Below are 12,260 nucleotides of genomic sequence, written 5' to 3' on the forward strand. Positions count from 1 at the left end.
GACCCTGCCGGCACGGAGCCGACCGGGCGGCCGACCGGACTGTCCTCGAGGGGAGAAGCGGATGTATCTGGGAGCACTCGAACTCGACCTGCTGCTCGGCGACGTGCATTCGCTCAAACAGAAGAGATCGGCGATCCGTCCGGTGGTCGCAGAATTGCGCCGGCTCGGGGTGTCCGCCGCCGAAACCGGGGAACACGATCTGTACCGCCGGGCGCAGGTGGGTGTGGCGGTCGTCGCCCCCGACCTCGCGCACGTCGGAGAGATACTGGACAAGTGTGAGCGGCTGGTCGCCCAGCGGCCCGAACTCGACCTGCTGTCGGTCAGACGCAGGCTGTACGGGCCCGAGGACTGATCCCGGCCGCACGACGGGCCGCCTGCCGGCGGCCACAGAAGGGAACGAACGACATGGCCGATCCAGCACGGGCCCGCCGACTCGCGAAGCGCATCGCCACCATCGTGGCCACCGCCATCGACCTCGAGATCAAGGATCCGCGGCTCGAGTTCGTGACGATCACCGACGCGAAGGTCACCGCGGATCTGCACGACGCCACCGTCTACTACACGGTCCGCGGCGCGGATCTGAACACCGAACCCGATCACGAGGCCGCTGCTGCCGGCCTCGAGAAGGCCAAGGGCGTGCTCCGCTCGAAGGTGGGCGCCGGCACCGGTGTGCGGTTCACCCCGACGCTGACGTTCGTCACCGACACCGTGCCCGACACGGCACGACACATGGAGGAACTCCTCGCGCGTGCTCGCGCGGCCGACGACGAGGTCGCACGCGCCCGTGAGGGTGCCGTTCCGGCCGGCGATGCCGATCCCTACAAGGAACCCCGTGAGCGCGACGCCGGTGACGACGACGAATAACGCACCGGTGCCCGACCAGACTCCTCCGATGGTCCCGTCACACCGCCACGATGCCGGCGTTCCGTCCGGCCCGGCAGGATCCGTCGACCTGCACGGTGCCGCCGCACTGCTCGACGCGGCGGCCACCGTGACGGTGCTGTGCCACATCAACCCCGACGCCGACACCCTCGGCAGCGGGCTCGCCCTAGGGCTCGCGCTCGAGCGACGCGGTGTCGCCGTGCAGGTCGCGTTCGGTTCGCCCGCGGACATGCCGGAATCGATGCGGTCGCTGCCGGGCGCCCACCTGGTCACGCCGGTCGCGGAGGTGCGCCGCGAGGCCGATCTCGTGGTGACCGTCGACTGCGGTACCGCGGGCCGTCTCGGTGTCCTGCGCGACCGTCTGAAGACCGCACCGAACGTCCTGGTGATCGACCACCATCTGTCCAACACGCGGTTCGGCACCCACAACCTCGTCGACCCGGAGTCCGAGGCCACCGCGATGGTGCTCGCCGACCTCTTCGACGTGTGGGGTGTCGAGATCGATGCCGCACTCGCGCACTGCCTGTACGCGGGACTGGTGACCGACACCGGATCGTTCCGGTGGGGTCGCCCGCAGGCCCACGGACTCGCCGAGCGACTGCTCGCCACCGGGATCGACGGCACGTCGATCACGCGGGCCCTGCTCGACACCCATCCCTTCGGATGGTTGCCGATGCTGTCGTCGGTGCTGGCGACCGCCACGCTCGAACGCGACGCTGCGCAGGGCAGGGGACTGGTCTACGCCTTCGTCCGGCGCGCCGACTCCGCGCATCTCGGTCCGGAGGAGGTCGAGAGCGTCATCGACATCGTGCGCACCACCGCCGAGGCCGAGGTCGCCGCGGTGTTCAAGGAGGTCGCTCCCGAGGAGTGGACCGTCTCGCTGCGCGCGAAGACCTCGGTGGACGTGTCCGCCGTCGCCACCGCACTCGGCGGCGGAGGACACCGCCTGGCGGCGGGATACACCGCCCACGGCGACACCGATCGGATAGTCGCCGCCCTACGCGGCGTGCTCGGTTGACTGCGTCCGGCGGGTCGCCCGCCTCCGATACGCCCGGCGGCTCACGCGCCTCCGAGACGCCCGGCGGCTCACGTGCCTCGGACGTCACCGGACGGCGGATCCTCGGGCTCGCCCTTCCCGCCCTCGGGGTGCTCGCGGCGGAACCGCTCTACCTGCTGTTCGACATCGCTGTCGTCGGCCGGCTCGGGGCGCTGCCCCTGGCCGGTCTCGCGATCGGAGGGTTGATCCTCGCGCAGGTGAGCACCCAGCTCACCTTCCTGTCGTACGGCACCACCGCGCGCGCGGCGCGTTTCCACGGCGCGGACCGGCACGACGACGCCGTCGGCGAGGGCGTGCAGGCGACCTGGCTCGCGATGATCGTCGGACTGGCGATCCTGCTCGTCGGCCAGGCACTGGCCGGTCCCGTCGCGCGGCTGCTCGCCGGCGATGCCGAGATCGCCGACGCCGCCGTCTCGTGGCTGCGGGTCGCGCTGTTCGGGGCACCCTTGATCCTCGTCGGCCTGGCCGGGAACGGCTGGATGCGCGGCGTCCAGGACACGATCCGGCCGCTGCGATTCGTCATTGTCGGTCTCGCCCTGTCGGCAGTGCTGTGCCCGGTTCTGGTCCACGGTCTGCTGGGTGCTCCCCGGTGGGAGCTGGTCGGTTCCGCCGTCGCCAACGTGATCGGGCAGTCCGTGACGGCCGTCCTGTTCGTCGTGGCGCTGCTGCGGTCCGGGGTTCCGCTTCGGCCTCGACCGGCCGTGATCGGGGCGCAGTTGCGGCTCGGACGCGATCTGATCGCCCGCAGCCTCGCGTTCCAGGCCTGTTTCCTGTCCGCGGCGGCGGTGGCGTCGCGCTTCGGTGCGGCCGCGGTGGCCGGTCATCAGGTCGTGCTGCAACTGTGGAACTTCGTGACCCTCACCCTGGACTCGCTGGCGATCGCCGCGCAGGCCCTCGTCGGCGCAGCGCTCGGTGCGGCCGATCGGCGGGGCGCGACGCGCCTGGCGTGGCGGTTGTCGGCCTGGTCGGCGGTCTTCGCCGTCGTCCTCGCGGTGGTCTTCGTGGTCGGGAAGGACGTGATCCCGGGTCTGTTCACCACCGACACCGAGGTGCTCGATCAGATCGGCGTGGCGTGGTGGTTCTTCGTCGCGATCATGCCGCTCGCAGGAATCGTGTTCGCACTCGACGGTGTTCTCCTCGGTGCCGGGGACGCGGCGTTCCTGCGGACCGCGACGCTGGCCTCGGCGTTGTTCGGCTTTCTGCCGTTGATCTGGTTGTCGCTCGCGTACGACTGGGGTCTGGCGGGTATCTGGACGGGGCTTACGGTGTTCATCGTGTTCCGGATGATCGCCGTCGTATGGCGCACGCTCTCGGGACGATGGGCGGTGACGGGCGCGGACCGGCAGGTGCGTGTCCAGGACGAGTCGGGAGGTTAGTGCGTGGCAGCGAAGCTGTGGGCGATCAGCGACATCCATGTGGGCCATCGGGGCAACCGGCCGGTCACCGAGGATCTGTATCCCGAGTCGCCCGACGACTGGTTGATCGTCGCGGGCGACGTGTCGGAGAAGACCGACGACATCCGGTGGGCGCTGTCGCTGCTCCGCAGCCGGTTCGCGAAGGTGATCTGGGTGCCCGGCAACCACGAACTGTGGACCACCGCCAAGGATCCGGTGCAGATGTTCGGGGTCGCGCGCTACGACTACCTCGTGACGATGTGCCGCGAACTCGACGTGCTCACCCCCGAGGATCCGTATCCGATCTGGGAGGGCGAGGACGGGCCCGTGGTGCTCGTGCCGATGTTCCTGCTCTACGACTACTCGTTCCTGCCGGAGGGCACCACGACGAAGGCGGACGGTCTCGCTCTCGCGCGCGAACGCAACGTCGTCGCGACCGATGAGTTCCTGCTGAAGCCGGATCCGTACATCACGCGCGACACCTGGTGCCGGGTACGTGTGGAGCAGACCCGAGCCCGTCTCGACGCGCTCGATCCCGCGCTGCCCACCGTGCTGATCAACCACTTCCCGCTGGTGCGCGAACCCACGCGGATGCTGTTCTACCCCGAGTTCGCGCTGTGGTGCGGCACCACCGAGACGGCCGACTGGCACCTGCGCTACCGGGCGCTGTGCAGCGTCTACGGCCACCTGCACATCCCGCGGACCACCTACTACGACGGGGTGCGCTTCGAGGAGGTCTCGGTCGGCTACCCGCGCGAATGGCAGCGACGCGGCATGCCGGAGCAGCCCCTGCGGCAGATCCTCCCCGTCCCGGAGTATCCGCCGGGCAGCCTGAACAAGTGGGGCGGTCACTTCACCGTGACCCCCGAGATGGAAGCCGAGGCCGAGAAGATGCGGGCTCAACGAGAGAAGGAGTTGCGGTGACCGAACCGGACACCGGCCAGAAGACGGACACGCGCGGCGCGCTGATCGGGCGCATCGTGCCGGACGGCGTCGCTGCAGCCGAGTTGTTCGAGGACCCACCGGGACTGCGGCCGCATCCCCAGGAGGAGCCGCTCGTGGCGCGGGCCGTGGAGAAGCGGCGCCGCGAGTTCGCCGGTGCCCGTCACTGCGCCCGCCAGGCCATGCGCACCCTCGGCGTCGACCCCGCGCCGGTACTGCGCGGAGAGAAGGGTGATCCCGTCTGGCCGCGCGGCGTCGTCGGCAGCCTCACCCACTGTGACGGCTATCGCGGTGCGGTGCTGGGTTATTCGCTGCAGATCCGTTCGCTCGGCATCGACGCCGAACCGCACGACGTGCTCCCCGACGGGGTGCTGCCCGCGGTGAGCCTCGAACCCGAACGCGAGTGGCTCGCCTCGGCCGGCGACGACCTGCACTGGGACCGTCTGCTGTTCTGCGCCAAGGAGGCCACCTACAAGGCGTGGTTCCCGCTGACGAAGAGGTGGCTGGGCTTCGAGGACGCCCACATCACCTTCGCGCGCGACACCACCTCGGACGCGGTCACCGGCACCTTCCATTCGCGACTGCTCGTCCCCGGTGACACCCTCGACGGACAGCCGTTGACGGGCTTCGACGGACGGTGGCTCGTCGCCGACGGTCTCGTCCTCACCGCGATCACGGTGCGCTGATGAACGACACCGTACCCCCGCAGGAACATCCGGCACTCGCCCGCGCGGGCCTGCTCGTCGTCGACAAGCCCGCCGGCATGACGAGCCACGACGTGGTGGCGCGCTGCCGCCGACTGCTCGGCACCCGCAAGGTCGGGCACGCGGGCACCCTCGACCCCATGGCGACGGGTGTGCTCGTTCTCGGCGTCGAGCGCGCTACGAAGCTGCTCGGGCTGCTCGCACTGACGACCAAGTCGTACACCGCGACGATCCGTCTCGGGCAGAGCACCGTCACCGACGACGCGGAGGGCGAGACCGTCGCGACCACCGATGCGACGCACGTGACCGACGAGCAGATCGGCGAAGGCGTGGCCGCGTTGACAGGCGACATCCAGCAGGTGCCCGCCAGCGTCAGCGCCATCAAGATCGACGGCAAGCGCGCCTATGCTCGCATGCGCGAGGGGGAGGCGGTCGAGTTGAAGGCCCGGCCGGTCACCGTCTCGCGGTTCGACGTCCTCGCCCGCCGCGATGTGCCCGAGAGCGGCTTCGTGGACGTCGACGTCGACGTGGACTGCTCGTCCGGCACCTACATCCGGGCGCTCGCACGCGATCTCGGCGCGGCGCTCGGAGTGGGCGGTCATCTCACGGCGCTGCGTCGCACGAAGGTCGGCCCGTTCGGCCTCGAGCACGCCCGCACGCTCGAACAACTCGCCGACGATCCGACGCCGAGCCTCGACATCGACGCGGCCGTGCGCACGGCCTTCGAGTGCCGCACCATCAGCGACGAGGAGGCGGGACTGCTCGCGAACGGCCGCTGGCTCGAGCCCGTCGGGATCCACGGGGTCTACGGTGCCGTGGATGCACAGGGTCGGGCCGCGGCGCTGCTGCAGGAGAAGGGCAAGCGGGCCGCGGCGGTGTTCGTCGTGCGGCCCTCCAACATGTGAGTCGGCTCAGACGAGCCAGATCGCTTCCGCTGCCGGGTGACCGAGATCGATCGTGCGGCCCTCGGTCGGGCCCAGCCGGACCGAGATGGTTCCGGCGAAGTCGCGACGTTCGAGCACGGTGATGTCGGTGTCGAGGGCGATCCCCACCTCGTCGAAGTAGCGCAGCATCGCGGGGTCGGAGTCGGAGATGCGGGCCACGCGGCCGTGGTCGCCGTCGTTGAACTCGCTCAGGGCGCGGGCCGGAGGTGACGGGATCGTGCCGTCGGGCGCCGGGATCGGGTCGCCGTGCGGGTCGCGTTCGGGATGACCGAGTTTGGTGTCGATCGCCGCGACCATCCGTTCGGAGACGGCGTGCTCGAGGATCTCGGCCTCGTCGTGCACCTCGTCCCACCCGTAGCCGAGCTCGCGGACCAGGAAGGTCTCGATGAGGCGGTGGCGCCGGACCATCGCCACCGCGGCCTGCCGGCCCTCGTCGGTGAGGGAGATCGCGCCGTAGCGCTCGTGGTCGACGAGCCCCTGGTCCGCGAGACGGCGCACCGCTTCGGACACGGTGGACGCCGACACGCCCAGCTTCTCGGCGAGCAGCTTGGTGGAGATCTTCTCCCCGGACCACTCCTGGACCGTCCACATGATCTTGAGATAGTCCTGTGCGACCGAGGACAGCATCTCGGTCGCGGTGGTCTCGTTACTCTCAGGCACGCGTCCAGCTTAGGTAACCATCACCCGGGAATCACGCTCTCCGTCGTCTCGCTCGTTCTTTCGCCCTCCGGCGCGCGGCGACGCATCACGAGCCGGGTGACGACACCCTGACGCGGCGCGAACAGGTACGCGAGAGTGAAGACCACGGCCTGGGCGAGCACCACCACCCCGCCGGTCGCGGCGTCGGTGTAATAGCTCGTGTACACACCGACCACCGACGCGATCACCGCGAGTACCGGTGCGATCACCAGCATCCGGGCCATCCGGTCGGTGAGCAGATAGGCCGTCGCGCCCGGGATGATGAGCATCGCGACGACCAGGATCACGCCGACCGCCTGCAGCGCGCTGACGATCGTCACCGCGAGCAGCGACAACAGCAGCGCCGACAGCGCGGCGGGGGACAGGCCGAGGGTGTGCGCCTGGACGCGGTCGAAGGCGAACAGCGTCAGATCGCGGCGCTTCGCGACGAGGACGGCCAGCACGACGGCCGCCAGAATCGACACCTGCCAGACGTCGCCCGTCGCGAGCCCGAGCAGGTTTCCGAACAGCACGTGGTGCAGGTCGATCTGGCTCGGGTTCTTCGAGATCAGCACCACGCCCAAGGCGAACAGTGTCGTGAAGACGATGCCGATGGTGGCGTCCTCCTTGACGCGGCTCGTGCCGCGGACGAGCCAGATCAACGCGACGGCGATGCCGGCGAAGACGAGGGCTCCGAGCGCGAACGGCACCCCCACCAAATAGGCGAGGACGACACCGGGCAGTACGGCGTGCGAGACCGCGTCGCCCATCAGCGACCAGCCGATGAGCACGAGCCAGCAGCTGAGCAGCGCGCACACGATCGTCGCGGCGACCGCGACGAGCAGCGCGCGCTGCATGAAGCCGTACTGCAGGGGTTCGATCAGCACGTCGATCATCGTCCGGCCTCCTGTGCGTAGGTCTCCCGCGCGACGTCCTCGGCTCGTCCACCGTTCGCCGGTGGGGGAGCGCCGAAGGCGCGGGCGAGGTTCTCCGGGAGGAGGATCTCCTCGGGGGAGCCGTGCACGAGCACGCGTCGCTGCAGCAGCACCGCTTCGTCGCACAGTTGCGCCAGACCCGCGAGATCGTGGGTGGCGACGAGGATCGTGTGACCGCTCGCCGCCAGTTCGCGGATGACGGCGGTCAGCGCGTGCTCGGTGGTGGTGTCGACCCCCGCGAACGGCTCGTCGAGCAGCAGCAATGGCGAGCCCTGCGCGATCGCCCGTGCCACGAAGACACGCTTGCGCTGGCCGCCCGAGAGCTGCCCGATCTGCCGGCCGGACAGCGCGGTCATGCCGACCCGGTCGAGCGCGGCGTCGACGGCCTCGTGGTCGGCGGCGCGCGGGCGGCGCAGGAAGCCCTGGTGGCCGTAGCGGCCCGTCATGACGACGTCGCGCACGCCGATCGGGAAGTTCCAGTCGACTGCCTCGGACTGCGGCACGTAGGCGACCTGCGTCCGGCGACGCGCCACGGCGGTGGTCGTCCCGCCGATGGTGACGCGACCCGAGGTGGGTCGCACGAGGCCCATGATCGTCTTGAACAGCGTCGACTTGCCCGAACCGTTGGTTCCCACGAGTCCGCAGACACGGCCCGGTGCGAGCTTCAGAGTGACGTTCTGCAGGGCCAGGACGGTGTCGTAGCGCACCGTCACGTCGTCGACGAACAGTGCCGGTGTGTCGAGTGTCGAAGTCATGGCCTCAGTCCCGTCGTGATGACGTCGATGTCGTGTCGGAGCAGATCGAGGTAGGTGGGGACGGGGCCGTCCGCCTCGGAGAGCGAGTCGACGTAGAGGATTCCGCCGAACTCCGTTCCGGTATCGGCCGCGACCTGCCGTTGCGCCTTGTCCGAGACGGTCGATTCACAGAACACCGCCGGCACCTCGTTGGTGCGCACGAAGTCGACGGTCCGGGCGATCTGCTGGGGGGTGCCCTGCTGGTCGGAGTTCACCGGCCACAGATAGGCCTCCTGCAGCCCGGCATCCCGAGCGAGATAGCTGAACGCGCCCTCACAGGTGACGAGTGCGCGCCGGTTGGCAGGGATGCCGTCGAGGGCGGTGACGAGTTCGGTGTGGAGAGCGTCGAGTTCGGCCTTGTACGCCTCGGCGCGGGCCGCGAAGTCGTCCGCGTGCTCGGGGGCGAGGTCGGCCAGTGCCGCGGCGATGTTGTCGACGTAGACGCGGGCGGCGAGTGGGGACATCCAGGCGTGGGGATTGTAGGGGCCCGTCATCGCGCCCTCACCGATCGGCAGTGGGTCCACACCGTCGCTCACGACCACGTGCTGGGCGTCGACGTCGGCGACGAACTGTTCGAACCACCGTTCGAGACCGAGTCCGTTGTCGAGGACGAGGTCGGCCTCGGTCGCGAACCGCAGGTCGCCCGGGGTGGGCTCGTAGCCGTGGACCTCGGCGCCGGGCTTGGTGATGGACTCGACCCGCACGTGATCGCCGCCGACGTTGCGTGCCATGTCGGCAAGGACGGTGAAGGTGGTCAGGACCAGTGGCCGATCGTCGGCGGAACCGGTGGTCGAACACGCCGCGAGGGCGGCGGCACAGGCCGTGGCCGCGAGGGCGGCGATCATGCGACCGCCACGGGAACGTACGGACTGTGTTCTGCGGGCTCTCGGCGAAAAGTTCGGCACACCGAAATTATGCATTCGCCGAGCCGTCACCGTCATGTGGGGCGCGCCGGGAGCCATCCGGGCGTGCCCGACCCGCTCACGGGCCGTAGGCTGCCGATGTGCAGAGATGGCGAGGTCTGGACGAAATTCCTGCGGACTGGGGTCGGTGTGTACTCACGATCGGCGTGTTCGACGGTGTACACCGCGGCCATCAGCAGCTCATAGCGCGTGCCGTCGAGGCCGCGCGGGCACGCGGGGTGGCCGCCGTGCTCATGACCTTCGATCCCCACCCCATGGAAGTGGTCCGTCCGGGCAGCCACCCGGCGCAGCTGACCACCCTCGCGCGACGCGCCGAGCTCGCCGAGGAACTCGGTATCGACGTCTTCTGCGTCATGCCGTTCACCCCGGAGTTCATGAAGCTCTCACCGGAGCGGTACGCCCACGAGATCCTCGTCGAGCGACTGCACGTGGCCGAGGTGGTCGTGGGGGAGAACTTCACCTTCGGGAAGAAGGCGGCCGGCACCGTCGACATGTTGCGCTCGATCGGTGAGCGCTTCGGGTTCGCGGTGCAGGGGCTCACGCTGGTCGCCGAGCACGCCGTGACGTTCTCGTCGACCTACATCCGTTCGTGCGTCGACGCCGGGGATGTCGTCGCGGCCGCGGACGCACTCGGGCGCCCGCACCGGGTCGAGGGCGTGGTCGTGCACGGCGACGGCCGCGGTCGCGGACTCGGATTCCCGACCGCCAACGTCGCACCGCCGATCTACGCGGCGATCCCCGCCGACGGGGTGTACGCGGCCTGGTTCACGGTGCTCGACTCCGGTTCGCCCGTCGAGGGACTCACGGCCGGTCAACGTTACCTTGCGGCCGTGTCGGTGGGCACCAATCCGACCTTCTCCGGACGCAAGCGCACGGTCGAGGCGTTCGTCCTCGACGAGAAGGCCGATCTCTACGGCCAGCACGTGGCGGTCGACTTCGTCGAGCGGCTGCGGGGCATGGAGAAGTTCGATTCGGTCGAGGCGCTCATCTCCGCGATGCACCGCGACGCCGAACGAGCGCGAGAGGTTCTCACGAAGACTCCCCAGTGACACCGACTCCCCAGTGACACCGACTCCCCAGTGACGTGGGTGTCCGTCGACCGTCCGGTGTCGTCCGAACGAACGAAACTGCGAGTTCGGTACGAAAAAGGTCTTGTCCGCCGTCACAATCGGCTACATGTTTTTTCGAGAGTGGAGGTCCGCGCGCCTTTCGTGGGTCGATGCGGGTAACTACTTTCAGTCGATCCCGGGACGGCCCACCGATTGGTGGTCGTTCGCCGTGTTCTCGGAGGACCGGGGACACACCCCGGACCGCGGGTCGATTCTGTCGTTCTTCGACTCCCGGATGCACCTGGTCAGCGCTCTGGCACGTCGGATCGCCGACGCGCCGGGCTCACTGGACTATCCCTACTGGGTGAAGGCCGACCTCGCCGTCGACGACGTGGTCACCGTCCACGACGCGCGCAGTTCCACCTTCGAGGACTGGCTCGGGTCGGTGGCGCGACTGTCCGCCGACGGCGTCGACGCCGCCCGGTGCCCGTGGCAGGTGCACGTCTTCCCGGGCGTCCCCGATCCGGACGAGCCCGGCGCGACCGTCACCGTCGCCGCGATCCAGGCGAGCCATGCCATGCTCGTCGGTTCCTCCGCCCGGGGGCTCCTCGAAGCCCTGTTCGGTGAGGAGGGCCGGCCGCTGGAGGTCGACGGTCTCGCGCCGCCCGCCGGCACGACCCATCCCGTCGCGGCCACGACGCACGGCATCGCCCGTCTCGCGATCTGGCCGGTCGTCGCGCTCGGCGGGCTCGTGCGGGCACATCTGGAGGCGCGTCGTCGCCGTCAGGATCCGCTGCCCGGAACGGTAAGCGCGGATCCCGCCCCGGACAGGACTCCCGTCGTGCAGACGAACCGCCGGGTCATCCGCATCCTGCGGCCCGACCTGTCGGCGCTGGCCGGACGATCGTGGACGGTGACCGCCCTCGGGCTGACGGCGGTGTCGCTCGCGATGGAGCGCTATTACCGCGAGCGCGGGGAGGATCTGCCCTCGGAGTACGCGGCGGTGCCCGTGGCGCTCGGCGAGTCGGCGGCCGGGCTCGGGGTGAATCGCGTCGCGGGCGGTCTGGTGCCCCTGCACGTCGAGATCCCCGAGCCTGCGCAGCGCGCGGCGACGATTGCCGACTCCCTCGCGCGTGAACGGGCCCGCGTCGACTCGGCGGAGAGCATCGACGCGATGCACCGCACGGGCGCCGCGCCCTATCCGGTCTTCCGGCGTGTCTCCCGCGCGCTGGCGCGCGCGCTCGCGTCCGGAGCGGTCCCCGGCGTCGCGACGGCGCTCAGCAGCGTCAACTGCGGTGCGGACGTACGGTGGTCGGTGCCGTGGGGGCACCTGAAGTTCATTGCCGGTGTGCAGGCCCTCGTGCCGCGTGTCGACTTCATGCACACCTTCGCGCGGGCGGGGGATGCGTTCGCGGTCACCGTCCTGGCCCCGGCACGGGACGACAACCGTCCCAACCGCGACATCGACCGGTACGTCGAGCTGCTCGATCAGGGTTTCGCCGAGGTGTCGGCCGCGGTGGGCCGCGCGGGTGCCGGCCGGCGTTGAACCCCGATCGTGGTTCGGCGGCGGAAGCCGGCTCTGATAGGCTGGACCGTCGGTGCGCGCTGCGGTTCGCGGTGGCCGTACCGGGCGGACTCCGGTCCGTCTACCGTCACGCGGACGTCAGTTGTACAGGAGTGACCCAGTGGCTCTGACCACCGAACAGAAGAAGCAGATCCTCGGCGAGTACGGCCTCCACGAGACCGACACCGGTTCCCCCGAGGCGCAGGTGGCACTGCTCACCAAGCGCATCGTGGACCTCACCGAGCACCTCAAGCAGCACAAGCACGACCACCACTCCCGCCGCGGCCTGCTGCTGCTGGTCGGTCGTCGTCGCCGCCTGCTGAAGTACGTCGAGAAGGTCGACGTCGAGCGTTACCGCTCGCTCATCCAGCGTCTGGGTCTGCGTCGCTGACGC

14 protein-coding genes are annotated in these 12,260 nt (G+C 69.8%); 10 read left to right on the forward strand and 4 right to left on the reverse strand.

What is annotated here, in order from left to right:
- The first annotated feature begins 61 nt into the window (after positions 1–61).
- The 7 genes from ACNJ7K_RS21570 (at position 62) to truB (ending at position 5,884) form a co-directional block, all read left to right on the forward strand.
- Positions 62–352 carry a DUF503 domain-containing protein gene (locus ACNJ7K_RS21570; RefSeq protein WP_006551275.1) on the forward strand — a complete coding sequence of 97 codons (291 nt, stop codon included), beginning with the start codon at positions 62–64 and terminating at the stop codon, positions 350–352.
- A 53-nt stretch (positions 353–405) separates the two neighbouring features.
- Complete coding sequence (gene rbfA, locus ACNJ7K_RS21575; RefSeq protein WP_016693580.1) at positions 406–864, forward strand: 30S ribosome-binding factor RbfA; 459 nt, start codon at positions 406–408, stop codon at positions 862–864.
- A gap of 28 nt (positions 865–892) precedes the next feature.
- On the forward strand, positions 893–1,900 hold the full coding sequence (locus ACNJ7K_RS21580) for a DHH family phosphoesterase (RefSeq protein WP_487042165.1): 1,008 nt from the start codon (positions 893–895) through the stop codon (positions 1,898–1,900).
- A gap of 98 nt (positions 1,901–1,998) precedes the next feature.
- Entirely contained in the window at positions 1,999–3,315 is a 1,317-nt protein-coding gene (locus ACNJ7K_RS21585; protein WP_159419257.1) for an MATE family efflux transporter, read from the forward strand.
- Between the two features lie 3 nt (positions 3,316–3,318).
- A complete protein-coding gene (locus ACNJ7K_RS21590) occupies positions 3,319–4,257 on the forward strand; it encodes a metallophosphoesterase family protein (RefSeq protein ID WP_088898241.1) in 939 nt (312 codons plus the stop codon).
- Positions 4,258–4,298: 41 nt separating this feature from the next.
- Entirely contained in the window at positions 4,299–4,961 is a 663-nt protein-coding gene (npt, locus tag ACNJ7K_RS21595; RefSeq protein WP_487042287.1) for a 4'-phosphopantetheinyl transferase Npt, read from the forward strand.
- Positions 4,961–5,884: a tRNA pseudouridine(55) synthase TruB gene (gene truB / locus ACNJ7K_RS21600; protein ID WP_120282292.1), complete on the forward strand. Its 924-nt coding sequence runs from the start codon at positions 4,961–4,963 to the stop codon at positions 5,882–5,884. The genes npt and truB overlap by 1 nt, the downstream gene beginning before the upstream one ends.
- Positions 5,885–5,890: 6 nt before the next feature.
- Here the strand turns inward: truB and ACNJ7K_RS21605 are convergent, their stop codons facing one another.
- Genes ACNJ7K_RS21605 through ACNJ7K_RS21620 form a run of 4 tightly spaced genes read right to left on the reverse strand, consistent with a single transcriptional unit; the run spans position 5,891 to position 9,175 of the window.
- A complete protein-coding gene (locus ACNJ7K_RS21605; RefSeq protein ID WP_120282293.1) occupies positions 5,891–6,583 on the reverse strand; it encodes a metal-dependent transcriptional regulator in 693 nt (230 codons plus the stop codon).
- Positions 6,584–6,603: 20 nt separating this feature from the next.
- Complete coding sequence (locus tag ACNJ7K_RS21610) at positions 6,604–7,497, reverse strand: metal ABC transporter permease (RefSeq protein WP_120282294.1); 894 nt, start codon at positions 7,495–7,497, stop codon at positions 6,604–6,606.
- Positions 7,494–8,291, reverse strand: a complete 798-nt coding sequence (locus tag ACNJ7K_RS21615; protein WP_120282295.1) for a metal ABC transporter ATP-binding protein — start codon at positions 8,289–8,291, stop codon at positions 7,494–7,496. The genes ACNJ7K_RS21610 and ACNJ7K_RS21615 overlap by 4 nt, the downstream gene beginning before the upstream one ends.
- A complete protein-coding gene (locus tag ACNJ7K_RS21620) occupies positions 8,288–9,175 on the reverse strand; it encodes a metal ABC transporter substrate-binding protein (RefSeq protein WP_268655580.1) in 888 nt (295 codons plus the stop codon). The genes ACNJ7K_RS21615 and ACNJ7K_RS21620 overlap by 4 nt, the downstream gene beginning before the upstream one ends.
- Positions 9,176–9,333: 158 nt before the next feature.
- Here ACNJ7K_RS21620 and ACNJ7K_RS21625 point away from each other — a divergent pair, with 158 nt between their 5' ends.
- The 3 genes from ACNJ7K_RS21625 (at position 9,334) to rpsO (ending at position 12,257) form a co-directional block, all read left to right on the forward strand.
- Complete coding sequence (locus ACNJ7K_RS21625) at positions 9,334–10,302, forward strand: bifunctional riboflavin kinase/FAD synthetase (RefSeq protein ID WP_006551264.1); 969 nt, start codon at positions 9,334–9,336, stop codon at positions 10,300–10,302.
- A gap of 229 nt (positions 10,303–10,531) precedes the next feature.
- Positions 10,532–11,848 (forward strand): DUF1298 domain-containing protein, encoded by a 1,317-nt coding sequence (locus ACNJ7K_RS21630; RefSeq protein ID WP_487042166.1) that lies wholly within the window; start codon positions 10,532–10,534, stop codon positions 11,846–11,848.
- 139 nt (positions 11,849–11,987) lie between these two features.
- The gene (gene rpsO, locus ACNJ7K_RS21635; RefSeq protein ID WP_006551263.1) at positions 11,988–12,257 is read left to right on the forward strand and encodes a 30S ribosomal protein S15; all 270 of its coding nucleotides are present in this window, start codon (positions 11,988–11,990) and stop codon (positions 12,255–12,257) included.
- Positions 12,258–12,260 lie beyond the last annotated feature (3 nt).

The organism is Rhodococcus shunpengi (genome assembly GCF_048381395.1).
Taxonomy (GTDB): domain Bacteria; phylum Actinomycetota; class Actinomycetes; order Mycobacteriales; family Mycobacteriaceae; genus Rhodococcus.